Annotated in this window: 17 protein-coding genes; 7 read left to right on the top strand and 10 right to left on the bottom strand. The window is 60.6% G+C overall.

All coding sequences use genetic code 11. The features are described from left to right. Positions 1-151: 151 nt before the first annotated feature. Together ASD32_RS05640 and ade are read left to right on the top strand one after the other, a co-directional pair. The gene (locus ASD32_RS05640; RefSeq protein WP_060637033.1) at positions 152-1258 is read left to right on the top strand and encodes a branched-chain amino acid ABC transporter substrate-binding protein; all 1107 of its coding nucleotides are present in this window, start codon (positions 152-154) and stop codon (positions 1256-1258) included. Positions 1259-1446: 188 nt separating this feature from the next. After that, positions 1447-3144, top strand: coding sequence for an adenine deaminase (ade, locus tag ASD32_RS05635; RefSeq protein WP_060637032.1), 1698 nt, complete (start codon positions 1447-1449; stop codon positions 3142-3144). A gap of 16 nt (positions 3145-3160) precedes the next feature. Here ade and ASD32_RS05630 read toward each other — a convergent pair whose 3' ends face one another. The 3 genes from ASD32_RS05630 to ASD32_RS05620 all read right to left on the bottom strand — a co-directional run bounded on the left by ASD32_RS05630 (position 3161) and on the right by ASD32_RS05620 (position 5435). After that, on the bottom strand, positions 3161-3457 hold the full coding sequence (locus ASD32_RS05630; RefSeq protein WP_060637031.1) for a type II toxin-antitoxin system RelE/ParE family toxin: 297 nt from the start codon (positions 3455-3457) through the stop codon (positions 3161-3163). Next, positions 3447-3713, bottom strand: a complete 267-nt coding sequence (locus tag ASD32_RS05625; protein ID WP_060637030.1) for a type II toxin-antitoxin system ParD family antitoxin — start codon at positions 3711-3713, stop codon at positions 3447-3449. Before ASD32_RS05625 ends, ASD32_RS05630 begins: the two co-directional genes overlap by 11 nt. 78 nt (positions 3714-3791) lie before the next feature. Continuing rightward, complete coding sequence (locus ASD32_RS05620; protein ID WP_060637029.1) at positions 3792-5435, bottom strand: alpha-glucosidase family protein; 1644 nt, start codon at positions 5433-5435, stop codon at positions 3792-3794. A gap of 155 nt (positions 5436-5590) precedes the next feature. Here ASD32_RS05620 and ASD32_RS05615 point away from each other — a divergent pair, with 155 nt between their 5' ends. From ASD32_RS05615 to ASD32_RS05600, 4 genes are all read left to right on the top strand, one after another. After that, a complete protein-coding gene (locus ASD32_RS05615; protein WP_082546655.1) occupies positions 5591-6601 on the top strand; it encodes an Ldh family oxidoreductase in 1011 nt (336 codons plus the stop codon). A gap of 13 nt (positions 6602-6614) precedes the next feature. Beyond that, positions 6615-7535: a sugar kinase gene (locus ASD32_RS05610; protein WP_060637028.1), complete on the top strand. Its 921-nt coding sequence runs from the start codon at positions 6615-6617 to the stop codon at positions 7533-7535. 62 nt (positions 7536-7597) lie between these two features. Further along, positions 7598-7852 (top strand): type II toxin-antitoxin system Phd/YefM family antitoxin, encoded by a 255-nt coding sequence (locus tag ASD32_RS05605; protein WP_060637027.1) that lies wholly within the window; start codon positions 7598-7600, stop codon positions 7850-7852. Then, positions 7849-8238, top strand: a complete 390-nt coding sequence (locus tag ASD32_RS05600) for a type II toxin-antitoxin system VapC family toxin (RefSeq protein ID WP_060637026.1) — start codon at positions 7849-7851, stop codon at positions 8236-8238. Before ASD32_RS05605 ends, ASD32_RS05600 begins: the two co-directional genes overlap by 4 nt. Positions 8239-8257: 19 nt before the next feature. Here ASD32_RS05600 and der read toward each other — a convergent pair whose 3' ends face one another. The 3 genes from der to ASD32_RS05585 form a co-directional block, all read right to left on the bottom strand. After that, positions 8258-9679 carry a ribosome biogenesis GTPase Der gene (der, locus tag ASD32_RS05595; protein WP_060637025.1) on the bottom strand — a complete coding sequence of 474 codons (1422 nt, stop codon included), beginning with the start codon at positions 9677-9679 and terminating at the stop codon, positions 8258-8260. A 68-nt stretch (positions 9680-9747) separates the two neighbouring features. Then, positions 9748-10419, bottom strand: a complete 672-nt coding sequence (locus tag ASD32_RS05590; RefSeq protein WP_060637024.1) for a tetratricopeptide repeat protein — start codon at positions 10417-10419, stop codon at positions 9748-9750. Positions 10420-10537: 118 nt separating this feature from the next. Then, positions 10538-11125 carry an NnrU family protein gene (locus ASD32_RS05585; RefSeq protein WP_060637023.1) on the bottom strand — a complete coding sequence of 196 codons (588 nt, stop codon included), beginning with the start codon at positions 11123-11125 and terminating at the stop codon, positions 10538-10540. Between the two features lie 134 nt (positions 11126-11259). On the opposite strand from ASD32_RS05585, the gene ASD32_RS05580 reads away from it, so the two are divergent. Continuing rightward, a complete protein-coding gene (locus tag ASD32_RS05580; RefSeq protein WP_060637022.1) occupies positions 11260-12267 on the top strand; it encodes a hypothetical protein in 1008 nt (335 codons plus the stop codon). A 13-nt stretch (positions 12268-12280) separates the two neighbouring features. Here the strand turns inward: ASD32_RS05580 and sbmA are convergent, their stop codons facing one another. From sbmA to ASD32_RS05560, 4 genes are all read right to left on the bottom strand, one after another. Further along, on the bottom strand, positions 12281-13552 hold the full coding sequence (sbmA, locus tag ASD32_RS05575; protein ID WP_060637021.1) for a peptide antibiotic transporter SbmA: 1272 nt from the start codon (positions 13550-13552) through the stop codon (positions 12281-12283). 117 nt (positions 13553-13669) lie between these two features. After that, on the bottom strand, positions 13670-14869 hold the full coding sequence (locus tag ASD32_RS05570) for an MFS transporter (protein ID WP_082546654.1): 1200 nt from the start codon (positions 14867-14869) through the stop codon (positions 13670-13672). A 110-nt stretch (positions 14870-14979) separates the two neighbouring features. After that, the gene (gene map / locus ASD32_RS05565) at positions 14980-15729 is read right to left on the bottom strand and encodes a type I methionyl aminopeptidase (protein ID WP_060637020.1); all 750 of its coding nucleotides are present in this window, start codon (positions 15727-15729) and stop codon (positions 14980-14982) included. Between the two features lie 78 nt (positions 15730-15807). Next, complete coding sequence (locus ASD32_RS05560; protein ID WP_060637019.1) at positions 15808-16866, bottom strand: LLM class flavin-dependent oxidoreductase; 1059 nt, start codon at positions 16864-16866, stop codon at positions 15808-15810. Between the last annotated feature and the right edge of the window lie 41 nt (positions 16867-16907).

Here is a 16907-nt window from a genome sequence, read left to right as displayed (position 1 = left end):
TCATAGACGAGAAGTATGGGATCGATCCGTTCACAGAAGGCGGACACTCAACGGAACTGGAGTTGCTTTTCGACTGGCAGGTTTCACCCTCCCGGCCCAGCAACCGAAGCGCTGGCACTGCGGGGAACCAACCCAACCAAGGAGAAGCAAGATGAACTTCAAGACATTGACGGGCGCCACGTTCGCAGCCTCGCTGGCCTTTGCGCCGCTGGCGCATGCGGAGATCGTGATCGGCCTGATCGCGCCGCTGACCGGCCCCGTCGCCGCCTATGGCGACCAGGTGAAGAACGGCGCGCAGGTTGCCGTCGATCAGATCAACAAGAACGGCGGCATTCTCGGCGAACAGGTCGTGCTGAAGCTGGCCGACGACGCCGGCGAACCCAAGCAAGGTGTCTCGGCAGCAAACCAGATCGTCGGCGAAGGCATCCGCTTTGTCGTCGGCCCGGTCACGTCAGGCGTTGCCATGCCGGCATCCGACGTTCTGGCTGAAAACGGCGTCCTGATGGTCACCCCGACCGCAACGACACCGGACCTGACCAAGCGTGGCCTTGCCACCGTGCTGCGCACCTGCGGCCGCGACGACCAGCAGGCCGAAGTTGCAGCCGCCTATGTTCTGAAGCAGTTCAAGGACAAGCGCATCGGCATCCTCAACGATAAGGGCGCCTACGGCAAAGGTCTGGCAGACGCGTTCAAGGCAACGCTGAACGCCGGTGGCGTCACCGAAGTCTTCAACGATTCCCTGACACCCGGCGACAAGGATCTGAGCGCGCTCACCACCCGCCTGAAGGCTGAAAAGGTCGATGTGCTCTATTTCGGCGGCTACCACCCCGAAGCGGGCCTTCTGGTGCGCCAGTTGCATGATATCGGCACGCCGATCCAGATCATCGGCGGCGACGGCCTGTCCAACACCGAATTCTGGGCCATCGGCGCGGACGCAGGTGCAGGCACCGTCTTCACCAATGCAGCCGATGCCCTGAAGAACGACGCCTCGAAGGCCGCCGTTGCTGCCCTTCAGGCAGCCAACATCCCGCCGGAAGCCTTCACCATCAACGCCTATGCAGCCGTTGAAGTGATAAAGGCCGGCATCGAAAAGGCCGGAAGTGCCGAAGACGCCGCAGCTGTTGCCGCAGCTCTGAAGACCGGCGAGCCGGTCAAGACCGCCATCGGCGACGTCACCTATGGCGAAACCGGCGATCTCACCTCGCAGAGCTTCTCGCTCTACAAGTGGGAAGACGGCAAGATCGTTTCTGCCGAGTAAGCAGACCATTGGATTGACGGATCGGGCGCTTCGGCGCCCGATTTCATTTGTGACGGCTCTTCAGGGGCTCACCAGCCATCCCCACCCCCATCCACTGATTTTCCAAGTCGCGGGTATGCAATGACGGTCATCAGCCTCTATGCTCCGGACAACCGTATTTTCAGGCGATATCAAAGAGGCAGAACCCCGTGAGCGAAAAACTTGAACAGCTGATCGACCAGGGTACCGGCCGCATTCCCGCCGATATCGTTCTCAAGGGCGGCCGCTTCTTCGATCTGGTGACCGGCGACCTCGTCGCCTCCGATATCGCCATCTGCGGCGACCGCATCGTCGGCACCTATGGAGATTACACGGGCACGCAAGAAATCGACATTACCGGCAGGATTGTCGTTCCCGGCTTCATCGATACACACCTGCATATCGAATCCTCGCTGGTGACGCCGCATGAATTCGACCGCTGTGTCCTGCCCTATGGCATCACCACGGTCATCTGCGATCCGCACGAGATCGCCAATGTGCTGGGCACAGACGGCATCCAGTTCTTCCTCGATTGCGCCCGCGAGACGATCATGGATATTCGCGTGCAGCTATCAAGCTGCGTCCCGGCCACCCATCTGGAAACCTCGGGCGCCAGCCTGCCGATCGAAAAGCTCTTGCCGTTCCGCGACCACGAGAAGGTCATCGGCCTGGCGGAATTCATGAATTTCCCCGGCGTCATCCACAAAGACCCGGTCTGCCTTGCCAAGCTCGACGCTTTTCAGGACGGCCATATCGACGGCCATGCGCCGCTGTTGCGCGGCCTTGATCTCAACGGCTATCTGTCTGCCGGTATCCGCACCGACCACGAATGCACGACAGCGGAAGAAGCGCTCGAAAAGATCCGCAAGGGTATGCATATCCTGGTGCGCGAAGGCTCGGTTTCCAAGGATCTGCACGCGCTGATGCCGATCCTCACCGAGCGCCTGTCACCGTTCCTGGCGCTCTGCACCGACGATCGCAACCCCCTCGATATCGCCGAGCAAGGCCATCTCGATTATATGATCCGCGAAGCGATCGCCAACGGGGTCGAGCCGCTCGCCGTCTACCGCGCTGCCTCGATCTCGGCCGCCCGCGCCTTTGGTCTTCGCGACCGTGGCCTGGTCGCACCCGGCTGGCGCGCCGACCTGGTCGTCATCGACAGTCTCGAAAACTGCAAAGCCGAGATGGTGTTTTCGGGCGGACGCCGCGTCGATGACGCGCTGTTTGCCACCCGCCGTGCAGTTGCCCCCGTCGGGCTCGACAGCGTCAAGGCAGGCCATGTCAACGCGGCCGATTTCGGCGTGCCCTATGCCGAGGGCGAAACCTCCGTCATCGGCGTTCTGCCCGGCAAGATCATCACCGAGCACCGCCGCTACAAGCTCCCCGCATCCGGCAATCAGGCCGGTGTCGATCTTGGCCGCGACATCATCAAGGTCGCCGTCATCGAGCGCCACGGCGTCAACGGCAACCATGCCAACGGCTTCGTTCAGGGCTTCGGATTGAAGAAGGGCGCCATTGCCTCCACAGTCGGCCATGACAGCCACAATATATGCGTCGTCGGCGTCAACGAGGACGACATGGCACTGGCCGCCAACCGGCTCGGCCAGATCAAGGGCGGTTTCGTCGTCGTGGAGGATGGCAAGGTCACCGGTGAAATCTCGCTGCCGGTCGCCGGCCTGATGAGCCTAGAACCCTATGAAAGCGTGCGCGACACGCTGCATCACCTGCGCCAGGCAGCCTTCGCGCTCGGAGCAACGCTGCAGGAGCCATTCCTTCAGCTCGCCTTCCTGCCGCTCCCGGTCATCCCGCATCTGAAGATTTCGGATATGGGGCTGGTCGATGTCGATCAATTTGCGCTGATCGGGTGAAAGGGTGCTCGATCGCCTAACGCATCATGTCCTCGGAGATATCGCGAAACCGGCTGAGCACGCGGACCACGGTCAAAGCCGTTTCATCAGACGTATAGAACACAATGTAATTGCCAATCGGAAAGCTGCGCAGACCCTCGTGAAGTTCAAGCCTCAGGCGCCCCGCATCCGGTTGCTCTGCAAGAGTGGCGAGAACAGACTGAATGCGATCCAGCACCCTGTCTGCAGCAGGTTCGTTGTCACGCGCGATATAGAGCCAGATATCGGTCAGGTCGGCTTTCGCCTTGGGTTGACTGCGGATCTCAAGCGCCACGGGCGGATTTCGCAAAGGCCAACCGTGCCTCCACCTTTATCGAATCCATATCGAGGGGCTCCGATTCGCCGCTTGCGAAACCCTCATCGATCGCCGCTTTCAACACCTGCATCTTAGCAGCGCGAACTTGCTCCCGCTCCTCCAGGGCACGCAGGCCGTCGCGCACGATTTCGCTGGCGCTGGCATAACGGCCGCTTTCGAGAAGATCGCGAATGAACCCTTCGTAATGGGTGCCCAAGGTATAACTGGATGCCATCTTGCCGCTCCTGAAAAACAGTCAGAGGCCAATCTATATCATTTTATGATAGTTTACGACCCCAGCCTGTCGCAGACTTCATCCAACACGCCCGCAAAACACATCCATCGCCTCCAGCACGATCTGTCCATCAACCGTCTGCGGGGAAAAGCCCGGCATCGGCACCGCCTCCATAATTGCCAAACCTTTCGGCAGATCGACGGTCTGCGGACCGCGGTGCAGGTTGAAAATGAACAGCAGCTTTTCACCAGCCTTTTCACGCGTGAACGCCAGGATGTCCTGGTTTGTGTCGAGGAAGGTCATCGTGCCGTCCAAAAGCGGCGCATGCGCCTTTCTGAAGGCCAGGGTCTGACGATAGTGATCAAGCACCGAGCCAGTATCCTGCTGCTGGTCTGCAGCCAGGGGAAAGTGTTCCGCCGGCACCGGCAGCCATGGCTTGGCGCTGGAAAAACCCGCATGATCGGCCTTCTTTTCCCAGACCATCGGCGTGCGGCATCCGTCGCGGCCCTTGAAGGCCGGCCAGAAGCGGATGCCATAGGGATCGCGCAGATCTTCAAGCTGCAATTCCGCCTCCGGCAAAGCCAGTTCCTCGCCCTGATAAAGGCAGATCGAACCGCGCAACGCTGACAGTACCGAGATCGCCAGCTTGGCCACCCGTTCGCGCTCGTCAACCGTGTGCGTGAACCGGCTGATATGGCGCGTCACGTCATGGTTGGAAAATGCCCAGCAGACCCAGCCGTCGGTGACGGCGTCCTGAAACGCCTGGACACAGCGGCGGATATGGCTGGCAGTAAAATCGGGGCCCAAGAGGTCGAACGTGTAGCACATGTGCAGCTTGTCGCCGCCGCCGGTATAGGCCGCCACGGTCTTCAGCGAGCGCGCGCCATCGCCGACTTCGCCGACCGAAGCCCGATCGCCGAATTCGTCGAGCAAGGCGCGAAACCGCTGCAGGAAGCCGACATTTTCAGGCTGCGTCTTGTCGTAGAGATGGTTCTGCATGCCGTAAGGGTTGACGTCGGGAGCGTCCAAGCCGATCGCGTCGGGATCGTAAACCAGCGGCGGATTATCGCGCAGTTCCTTGTCGTGAAAATAGAAGTTCACGGTGTCGAACCGAAAGCCATCGACGCCGCGCTTCAACCAGAAACGCACGGTTTCAAGCAGCGCTTCCTGCACATCCGGATTGTGGAAGTTAAGGTCCGGCTGCGAGCCCAGGAAATTGTGCATGTAATATTGCTTGCGCACGCCGTCCCATTCCCAGCCCGGACCGCCGAAGATCGACATCCAGTTGTTCGGCGCGGTTCCATCCGGCTTCGGGTCGGCCCAGACATACCAGTCGGCCTTTACGTTGGTGCGGTCCGAGCGGCTTTCCTTGAACCAAGGGTGCTGGTCGGAGGTGTGCGAGATCACCTGGTCGATGATGACCCGGATGCCGAGCTGATGGGCTGTCTTCAGCAGACTATCGAAATCGGCAAGCGTTCCGAACATTGGATCGACATCGCAATAATCCGAGACGTCATAGCCCATATCGGCCATCGGCGAGGTGAAGAATGGCGACAGCCAGATCGCATCGACACCGAGGCTGGCAATATGCGCCAGCCGCTGCGTCACCCCCTTGAGGTCGCCCAGCCCATCCCCCGTCGTGTCCTGGAAAGAGCGTGGATAAACTTGGTAGATCACCGCGCCACGCCACCAATCGGGATTGGACTTCAAGGGAGATGCCATCAAAAAAGCTCCGCGATCACAAGGATATGCTGCAAGATGTATCGTTGCTGCAGGTGCGAGTAAACGGCCTTTCCGGCCGTTTGCGGCAATTGACCAACGGCGATGCAAAAATGATGATGGCAAGGTTGGAGTATCCACCGCGACTTGGAGACAGAATGACCGGGGACATCGTTACGACAAGCCTTTCGGACGCGCACGCGCTGGCGGTTGCCGCCGTTAAGGGTGCCGGAGGCAGTGCTGCCATGGCAGCTTCGCTGGCCCGCGCAACCGTGGATGCCGAGGCGCGCGGCTCTGATGCCGTCGGCTTTTCCCATCTGGCCGACTATCTCGAAGCGCTTTGCGCAGGCCGCATCCATGGCGACGCAGAACCAAAAAGAACGGATCCCGCGCCAGCCCTGATCCGCATCGATGCCGATGGCGGCATCGCGCAGACCGGTTTCGATCGCGCCCTGGACGATCTGGTCAGCAAGGCCAAAACCTACGGCATCGCGCTTTTCGCCCAGTTCAACAGCTACACATCCGGCGAACTGGGAGACTATGTCTTGCGGCTGGCAGAGCACGGCCTCGTCGGCATCGCCGCCACCAACGGTCCGGCGCTTCTGACAGGATCCGGTGGCTCCAAACCGGTCTATTGCACCAATCCGCTTGCCTTTGGCGCTCCCCGCAGCAATGGCGCGCCGCTGGTGATCGACCAATCCTCGAGCGCCACCGCCTTCGTCAATATTCGCGGAGCCGCCGAGCGTGGCGAGCCGATCCCGCAAGGGTGGGCTGTCGATACGGCGGGACAGCCGACAACCGATGCGGCAGCAGCGATCAGGGGCGCGATGCTCGCCTTCGGCGGATCGCGCGGCGCCAATATCGCGCTGATGGTGGAGGTGCTGGCGGCGGGTCTGAGTGGTGCCAACTGGTCACTCGATGCACCCGATTTTGCCGGTGGCAACGCCCCGCCGGGCAGCGGCCTGACGGTGATCGCCATTTCTCCCTCTCTGCTGGACGCAAACTTTGAAGACAGGCTGGACGCACAGTTGATGCGGCTTTCCAGCGGCTACGGGATCCATATTCCCGGCGCATCCAAATACGAGAACTGGGTACAGGCCCGCCGTGACGGCATCCGCTTGCCTTCCGCGCTGGTAAGACGTATTTCCGCCTTCGCAAAACATGAATAAGGGGGAGAATTTCATGGCGGGCAGGCTGCTTTCGATCGGCGAATGCATGGTGGAGCTGATGCAGGCCGAGGGCGATCTGCTGCGCAAGGGCTATGCCGGCGACACGTTCAACACCGCCTATTATGCCCGGCTCTTCCTGCCCAACGATTGGCAGGTCGATTACCTTACCGCCGTCGGCACCGATACAGTGTCCGGCGAGATGCTAGCCTTCATCGAAAAGACCGGCGTCGGTACGGGCTTTATCCGCCGCGTCGAGGGCCGTTCGCCCGGGCTCTATATGATCCACCTGAAAGACGGCGAGCGCAGCTTCTCCTATTGGCGCTCGGTGTCCGCAGCCAAGACCCTGGCCGACGATGCCGCCCATCTGCGCGCGGCAATCGAAGCCTGCGATATCATCGTCTTTTCCGGCATTACGCTTGCCATTCTGGCGCCCTCAGCCGTCGAAACCCTGCTTCTGGAACTGCGCCGCGCCAAGGCTGCGGGCAAACGCGTCGTCTTCGATCCCAACATCCGCCCGCGCCTGTGGGACGACAAGCATCATATGCTGGAAACCATCTCGGCCGGTGCCCGCGCCGCTAGCCTTGTCATGCCGAGTTTCGATGACGAAGCCGCGCATTTCGGCGACGCCGATATCGCAGCGACTATCGCGCGCTATCGCGCTCTCGGCGTCGACAACATCGTGGTCAAGGATGGACCAAAGGGCGTGACGCTGAGTTTTGGCGATGCACCGATCCTGTTCGTTGCCTCTGCCACGGTCGACCGGATCGTCGATACCACAAGTGCCGGCGACAGTTTCAACGGTGCATTCCTCGCCCGCTACGCCATCGATGACGATGCCGGCGCAGCGGCACGATTTGCAGCGGAGACGGCGGCTACAGTCATCCAGCATCATGGCGCCCTGGTCTCCAAGGACAAACTGAACGGGACCGCATAGACGATCTTGCAATTTTCCGGCATCGGCCTTACCTTGGTCAACCTTAGCCAAGGAAAATTGTGATGACCACCGTCAACATGCTGGAAGCCAAGACGCGCCTTTCCCAACTTGTCAGTGCCGTTGAGAGCGGCGCGGAAGACGAGATCATCATCGCGCGCGACGGCAAGCCGGCGGCGCGGCTGGTAGCGATCGCAACTGACGAAAAGCCGCCAAGACGATTGGGCCTTCTTGAAGGGCAGTTTCCGGACATGTCTCTCGAAGACTTCAACGCTTTGGATGACGAAATTGCCGAACTCTTCGGCGTCAAGCCGGAATGAGGCTGCTTCTCGACACACATGTGGCGATATGGAGTTTGACTGCCGTCCATCGCCTGCCGGTCGATATCAGGCAAATACTAGCGAGCCGAAGCAATGACGTTTTCGTCTCGGCCGCAAGTATCTGGGAAATTGCGATAAAATTCCGGCTCGGCCGAAAGGATAGCCCGCCCTTCGATGCCCAAGAGGCGATCCGGCATTTCACCAGTGTCGGATATGATTTCCTGGACATCTCGATTGCTCATGCCGCCGCCGTCGGGCATCTGCACACCACGCATGCCGACCCGTTTGACCGCCTGTTGATTGCTCAAGCCATCACCGAGCCGCTGATCCTCGTCACCCGCGATAGCAAGATCGCCGCCTATAGCCCGACCTTCATCACCTGGTAGGGCAACGCCCTACCAAGCCTTACCGCTTCTTCTTGCGGTTCTCGAACGGGTTTTCGGACGCCCTGAGATGGATGCGGATGGGAACGCCCGGCATTTCGAAATCGGCGCGAAGGCCGTTGGTCAAATAGCGGATATAGCTTTCCGGAACGGATTCCGGCCGCGTGCAGGAGATCATGAAACCCGGCGGGCGGGCCTTGACCTGGGTCATGTATTTCAGCTTCAGGCGGCGGCCGGACACGGCCGGCGGCGGATGCTGGATCTGCTGCGATTCCAGCCACTTGTTGAGTTTGGCGGTGGAGATGCGGCGGTTCCAGGTCTTGTCGGTATCGATGATCGACTGCATCAGCTTGTCGAGACCGTAGCCGGTCTGGCCGGAGATCGGCACGGCGCGGATGCCGCGCACCTGCGGCAGCAGGCGTTCGGTCTTTTCGCGCAGATCGGCCAGCAGCGCCTGGGTGTCCTCGACAAGATCCCATTTGTTGAAGGCAAGGATCGCGGCGCGGCCTTCGCGGGCGACGAGATCGACCAGCTGCAGGTCCTGCTTCTCGAACGGAATCGTCGCGTCAAAGACGATCACGACGGATTCGGCAAAACGGATGGAGCGCAGGCTGTCGGCGACGGAGAGCTTTTCGAGCTTTTCCTGCACCCGCGCCTTCTTGCGCATGCCGGCCGTGTCGAACATCTTGATGGTGCGGCCGCGCCAGTCCCATTCGACCGAAATGCTGTCGCGGGTGATGCCTGCTTCGGGGCCGGTCAACAGCCGGTCTTCACCGAGGAAGCGGTTGATCAGCGTCGATTTGCCGGCGTTCGGGCGGCCGATGATCGCCACGCGCAACGGCTTGGTATCATCATATTCCGGCTCGTAATCATCGTCTTCCAAATCTTCTTCGCCGCGAAGATCGACATTGGTCTCCGGCTCGTCAATTTCGGGCGGAAAGGCGCGGTCTTCGCCAAGTGCCGCAACTATCGCGTCGCGCAGGTCGATCATGCCCTGGCCGTGTTCGGCGGAGATGGCGACGGGTTCGCCGAGCCCCAGCGTGAACGCATCGTAATAGCCGCCGTCCGAGCCCTTGGCTTCCGACTTGTTGGCAACCAGCACAACCGGCTTGCCGCGGCGGCGCAGCATTTTGCCAAGCGTCTCGTCGGCCGGCGTCAGGCCGTATTTGGCGTCGACCACGAACAGCGTCAGGTCGGCCTCTTCAATGGCGGCTTCCGTCTGCAGCCACATGCGGCCCTGCAGGGTTTCCGGACCGGATTGCTCAAGACCAGCGGTATCGATGATGGTGAAGCGCAGATCGACGAGCTTGGCGTCGCCCGGACGGCGGTCGCGGGTCACACCCGGCGTATCATCGACAAGCGCCAGCTTCTTGCCAACCAGACGGTTGAAAAGCGTCGACTTTCCGACATTGGGGCGCCCAACGATGGCGACGGTGAAGTTCATCGAATAATCCTGTCCTCAGAGCGGCCGCAAACCGGTCACGCTCCAATGTTGTTTTCTGAAGCGCCCGTTCAGGACGCCTTTCCGCTGGCGGCAATCAGATCAAGCAGCATCTGGGCGCGGTTTGCCAGATTGCGCGGCGTTTCGGCATCATCGGTGATCTGCTGGAACCAGGTCTTCGCCTTGGCCATGTCCCCGGCCTTGTAGGCGGCCAGCCCAAGCGCTTCGCGGGCGGAGTGGCGCAGGCCATTGCCAGGCACGGCCAGCTGTTCGGCCTCGGCCGAAACCTGCTCATACGTGCCGGTATCGACCAGAAGATAGGCAGCACGCATGCGGGCGGCATCGCGCATCGCCTGCGGCAAGGAGGCATCCTTGGCAATATCGGAGAATGCCGTGATGGCACCTGGCGTATCGCCCTTCTGCACCTGGAGGGTTGCAGCCCGCATTTTTGCCAGAACCGGATAGGCGCCGTAGCCATCCTTTTCGAGCGTTGCCAGAGCGGCCAGTGCTTCATCGGTCTTGTTTTCGCGTGACAGCGTCAAGGCCGCCAGGAATTCGTCGCCGGACTGCGAGGCCGATGTCTCATGCCAGTATTCATATCCAACCTTGCCGATCGTGCCGGCAACGATGAGAATTGCGATCCCGATGATGACGCTGCCAAACCGGGTCCAGACGGCTTTCACCTGTTCGGAGCGCAGTTCTTCGTTGACTTCGCGGATAAAGCTTTCGTCCTGGTTCGCCATTCCTAAGTTCCGGTTGCCCGGCCTTCCCTGCAAAGATGAATGTAAAGATTTCCGCGCTTCTACCGTATTTTGGCGCCGTTGTAAGGGGGCAGCGCGATTTAGCGCCCGTTCGAGCCGTTTAGCCCATGACAATCGGTGCAACGCCGATCAAAAGCTCATGCAACTTCCAGACAAACAGGACGTAGACGGCAAGAGCGATAAGGACCGCGATCACATCATATTTGTAGGAAACGAAGACCGGATGCTTGACATGGCCGGCGCGCCAGCGGCGCTTCATCGAGATGCGCAAAAGCACGCCCCAGACAAGGAACGTGCCGAACAGCAGCACCGAATTGACCTCGCCATTGGCCATCAGATGTGCCAGCGCCCAGATCTTGATGGCGAGAACCGCGGGATGTTTCGTCACAGCCCTGATCTTGCCGGCAGGCAGGAAGGCCGCCGCCAGACAGATGAAGGCAATCAGCATCAGCGTCAGGGCGATATGGGTCATGAATTTCGGCGGCGTATAGAGAATGCCGGTCGTCGCGCGCGACACGTCGAAACCGTAGGCGATGAGACAGAGGCCCAGAAGCGCGCAGAAACCGTGAATGGCATGCCAGAGCCCGGTGCCGCCCTGTTCAATAACCGCAGCGCGAACGCCGGGCGCAAAACTTTTGATAAAATGGATGCCGAGAAAAATGATGATACCGAGCATGAGAAAGGCCATGAAGGACACCCGTGACTGTTTGAAGCGCGTCCTACCGCATAGCGGTAACACCGTCTCTTTTCCAGTGTGATCAAAGGATTGCCGCATTCCTGGCTAAAAGGTCGCAATCCCGCATTTGCCGCCAAGGTTTCCGCATGCCCAGATTTCCCGCCGCGACCGGTCTTGCTCTCGCATTGACCCTGGCTCCCGCTTTTGCCCAGGCTGAACAGCCACCGGAACCTGCCGGGCGCAAGCAGCTGGTCATCATTTCCTTCGATGGCGCCCACGACAACAAGCTCTGGGAAAAGAGCCTGGAGATGGGCAAGCGCACCGGCGCGCATTTCACCTATTTCCTCTCCTGCACCTTTTTGATGACCAGAACTGAAGGCGGCAAGTCCTACCGGGCGCCGGGCCACAAGGCCGCACGTTCCAATGTCGGCTTTGCCCAGAGCCGCGAAGAGATCCAGGCCCGCGTGCGCCATATCTGGCAGGCACATCAGGCCGGGCACGACATCGGCAGCCATGCCTGCGGCCATTTCGACGGCAAGGGCTGGAGCGCTGCCGACTGGAAGCAGGAATTTACCGCATTCAACACCGCGCTCGCCAATGCCTGGACTGCCGGCGGCATTGCCGGCGAAGAGCCGCAAGGCTGGGCCGATTTCGCCGCGCACGGCATCAAGGGTTTTCGCGCGCCCTATTTGTCGCTGAGCGACGGTCTGCTGCCAGCGCTGAAACAGGACGGCTTCACCTATGATGCCAGCCTTGTCACCAAGGGGCCGGGCTGGCCAACAGACGCCGACGGCCTGCCGCGCTTCGGGCTGCCGCTCATTCCGGAAGGGCCGCAGCAGCGCCGGGTGATCGGCATGGATTACAATCTCTTCGTTCGCCATTCCATGGGTATCGAAAACCGCAAGGACAGCGCCCTCTTTGAAGAACGCGCGCTCGATGCCTACCGCAAGGCCTTCCAGAAGGAATATGACGGCAGCCGCATTCCGCTGCAGCTCGGCTTCCATTTCGTCGAGATGAACGGCGGCGCCTATTGGCGCGCGCTTGACCGGTTCTTAAGCGAAACCTGCACCAAAACGGATGTCGCCTGCGTCAGCTATGCTGAGGCGCTACCGATGATCGCGGAACAGAAAAAGGCGGATCGCTCCGCCTTTTGAGTGTTACCCCACCTTAGACTTTGACAGGTTCGTCATCTTCGGCCTGCCGCTGAAGATATTTTTGGTCGATCACCGGAAGAGGCTCGTCGTAGATGGCGGCCTCGAAAGCTTTCAGACGCTTGTAGATCGACAACAGTTCCACGATCGTTGTCCAGGAGTTTACGAGATACTGGAATGAGTCCCTGACCTGTCCAAACACATTCTGGATTTGCCCCATAACGCCGAGCGTCAACTTGCCGGCGACGATAGAGGGAACCAGGACGAATGTTCCAAACAGATTGTCCGCTTGGAGATAGAAAATACGGGCGATGTTGAAGTACATATAATGAAAATACAGGCGGAAATAATTCTTCCTGACATTCCCGAAGAGCTGTGCGACGGTCGGCGGCTGCGCACGATCGGCATGGTCTTCCCCGTAGACCAGCTCTTTACGATAGGCCGCCTCGACCCGCTGGTTGCGAAATTCGAGCCCCGGCAGCTTGATGCCGACGAGCGCCAGAAAGAATGTCCCGAACAGCGACCAACCGATCGCAGCCCAGACGAGTGCATGCGGCACTTCGCCAACGAAAGGGAGGACTGTCACAGTGGTTGAAAACTTAAACAGCACGGGAAGAAAAGCGACGAGGGTCATGATCGAGCTGACGAAGCTGACGCCAAGACCTTCCATTGTTCGTGAAAAGCGCATCGTGTCGTCCTGAACACGCTGCGAGGCACCTTCAATATGACGCAGCTTGTCCCAATGGGACATGTAGAAATTGTTCATCGCAGTGCGCCAGCGAAAGACATAATGGCTGACGAAAAATAGGTTGAGCGTGCCGATGGTGATCGCGACGAAGGCGATCCCCGCAAAACCGATCATGCCGACATAGATATCCATCTCGGTGGGGATCGGGTCGGTCCGGGCAAGAGCCCGCTGGATCATATCGTAGAACGGGCCGTACCAGGCATTGAGGGCTACGCTGACCTGCACTGAAAAATAGGTGTTGAAGATGATAAATGCCGATCCGAGCACCGACCACATCTGCCAGGGATGCGGCCTGAAGGTCATCCAGAATGCCGCAAACAAGGCGACCATCAACGCGTAATAGATATAGAACCAGAGGAACGGCGCCGACCAGAAGACCGAAACCCCGATGACCGCGTCCTTTCCCGGTTCCAGGGGCGGAAGCCCGACCAGAGCACCGAACTGCTCACCGCCGCCATACCAGACGGCCATGGCAAGCAAAGACCATATGATAGCGGACGGAAAGAAAAGTCGTGGATTGGGAAAGAAGGAGATGAACAAATCGGACGCTTTCGTTTGACGAAGGTTCAGATGGCTAGCGCGCTGGAACCTAAGGCAAAAGCCCTCACCTGCCAATCACGTCAAGCTAATGTTACCGTTATTTAATCGGAAGGCGGATCAGGCGCCGGCAGCGGCCACGATCCGGCGCATTTCAAGGCCTGTCAGGATGGCACAGAACAGAAGCACGGCCGCAGCCACAAGCGTCGGCGCGTTGAAACTGCCGCTGCCTTCCGCCAGCCAGCCGGCCACCAGAGGGCCGACGATCTGGCCGACGCCGAAAGCGGCGGTCATGAAGGCGAGCGCCTTGCGCGGGCTCTGCGGCGCCAGCGCCCGGCCGATCTGCAGGCCGTAGGCCGTGACCATGATGAAGGTCAGCCCGAGCAGCAGGCCGCCAATCAGCGGCGCATAGGGCGACGGCAAGGTGACGACGAGGATGAGACCGGCAGCCTCCACCAGAAGACCCGCCAGATAGACGCCGACGATGCCGAGCCGCGGCACCGCGCGCCGCCACAGGTGCACGGAGATCGCGGCGCTGAGACCTGTGATCAGCCAGGCGAGAAATTCGACGGTATGATCGCTTGCCCCCTGCCGCGCCATGGCCACCAGAAATGTCGCGGTGATGACGTAGCCGAAGCCGAACAGGCCGTAGGTCAGGGTCATGACAAACAGCGGCCGGGTCCAGACCAGCGGTTTTTCCCGCTCCGTGCTTTTGCCGGACGCTGCGCCGGACGGCAACAGCACCGCCACGAGAACCGTGCCGACCAGGGCGATGACGGCGCCGCCGAACCACGCGGCCTGCCAGTTGGCGATGAGACCGAACCCCTCGGCAGGCAGAAGAAACACCATCAGCGAGGACACCGCGATACCGATGCCGACGCCGCCGAAATGGACGGACTGCACATGCGGATTGCCGGTGGCGTGGCCTCTGCTCAGCACGATCGCGGAGGTGAAGATCATCGTAAACGCGCTGGCAACGCCAGCCAGAAACCGGATCACGGAAAACAGCGCGATCGACGATGTCAGCCCCATGGCCAGCAGCAGAACCGTGGTCGCCACCAACGCCGACAGGCTGACCATCCGCTCGCGCCCGGCCGCCCAGCCATAGCCCGCCAGAACGGCACCAGCGAGATAACCGACGAAATTGGCCGAGGCGATCAACCCGGCGTCGGCGGGCGTCAGGCCAAGTCCCGTCATCATGCCGGGCAGGATCGGCGTATAGGAAAACCGCCCGAAACCCATGGCCACCGCCATGGCGATGGCGCCGGCAAGGGCGGTGGGGACAAGGTTCTGGGACAGCGCGGAATCGGGTCTGGTCATGGCCTACCTATCGCAATGCAGCATGGCGATGACAAATGACAAAATCTGATGGTGCCGTTCAGCCGCGCGAATGGAACGGGACTTTAGAGCCTCGTACGATCAATGAGGCTCTAGCCCGGCAGCGTGATGACCAGCGGTCCGTTGCGGGTCACGATCACGGTATGCTCGTATTGCACCGTCGGGGCGCGCGGTTCGCTATAGAGCGTCCATTCGTCATCGCCGCCCTCGGCCCATTGCGCGCCCAGCGATAAAAATGGCTCAACGGTAAAGACCATGCCCTCGGTCATCCGCCGCTTTTCATGCTTGTCCGGCCAGGTGGCAATCTCGGTCGGCTCCTCGTGCAGCGAGCGGCCGACGCCGTGGCTAGCGAGGTTGGTGATCAGCGAATAGCGGTTCTTCTTGGCAAAGGCGCCGATGGCATTGCCGATCGCCGCCAGCGGCTTTCCCGATTTGACCTCGTTCAAGCCCACCCACATGGCGCGCTTGCCATCGCGGCAGAGGCGCTCGATCTGCGGTTTTATGGGCGGAACGGCAAAGGACGATCCGGTATCGGCAAACAGACCGTTCTTTTCGGCGGAAACATCGATATTGACGAGATCGCCGGCGTGAATGACGCGCGTGCCGGGAATGCCATGGGCCACTTCCTCATTGACGCTGATGCAGGTGGCGCCCGGAAAATTATAGGTCAGTTCGGGTGCCGACCGGGCGCCTGATTCCTCCAGCACCTTGCGGCCGATGGCGTCCAGCTCCGCCGTGGTGATGCCCGGCTCGAGCGCCGCCGCCATGATCTGGATCGTATTGGCGCAGATGCGGCCGATTTCCTTCAGCCGTTCCAGGTCTTCGTCATTGTTCAGTGTCATCGTCTCTCGCTTTCGGCTGTTTATGTAACAAGCCGAAAGCGCCCAATCCAGACAGGCATGACAGGAAAATCGCTGCCGTCAGGCGGTTTGCGCCTGTTTCTTCTCGTCCGCCAGTGCCGCGCGCACCAGCGGCGCAACTTTCGTGCCGTAGAGTTCGATGCCGCGCAGGATCTGGTCATGCGGCATCAGGCCGATCGCCATCTGCAAAAGAAACCGGTCGTTCTTGAAGATCTTCTGGTGCCGGATGATCTTTTCCGCCACCGTATCGGGATCGCCGAGGAACAGGTTGCCGTCCGGTCCGATCGCCTGGTTGAAATGCGCGCGGCTGGTCGGTCCCCAGCCGCGCTCGCGGCCGATGCGATTCATGACCTCTGCCTGCGGACCATAGAACTGGTCGCCGGCCTTGTCATTGGTATCGGCAATGAAACCATGGACATTGATGCTGGTCTTCAGCTTCGATGCATCCTGCCCGGCGCGGCGTGCGGCCTCGCGGTAGAGATCAAACAGCGGCGCATACCGCGCCGGTTCGCCGCCGATGATCGCAAGCGCCACCGGCAGACCGAGCGCTCCCGCCCGCGCCACCGATTGCGGCGTGCCGCCAACGGCAATCCAAACCGGCAGCGGATCATTGACCGGACGCGGATAGACCCCACGGCCGTTGATCGGCGGGCGTTTCTCGCCTGACCAGGTCACCATTTCGCCATCGCGGATCGCCAGAAGCAGGTCCAGCTTTTCCGAAAACAGCTGATCGTAATCCTCCAGATCATAACCGAACAGCGGGAAGGACTCGATGAAGGAGCCCCGCCCCGCCATGATTTCGGCGCGGCCATTCGAGATCAGATCAAGCGTTGAAAACTGCTGGAAAACCCGCACGGGATCCTCTGAACTGAGCACGGTGACGGCGCTGGTCAGCTTGATGGTTTTCGTGCGCGCGGCTGCCGCAGCAAGGATCATCGCCGGCGCGGACGCAACATAATCCGGCCGGTGATGCTCGCCCAGACCAAAGACATCGAGCCCGACCTGATCGGCGAGCTCGATTTCCTCGATCAGATGCCGCACCCGCTCCTCGCCCTCCCGCCCGCGCCCCTGCCGCGCCTCGGGATGAACGTCGCCAAATGTGTAAAGACCAAGTTCCATGGGGTCCTGCCTGTCTCAAAAGCCCTGAGGGCAAAATGAAT

The organism is Rhizobium sp. Root483D2, from assembly GCF_001426685.1.
In the GTDB taxonomy this organism is placed as follows: Bacteria; Pseudomonadota; Alphaproteobacteria; order Rhizobiales; family Rhizobiaceae; genus Pararhizobium; species Pararhizobium qamdonense.
Note: the sequence above shows the minus strand (reverse complement) of the source record. Positions and strands in the feature narration are given on the sequence as shown.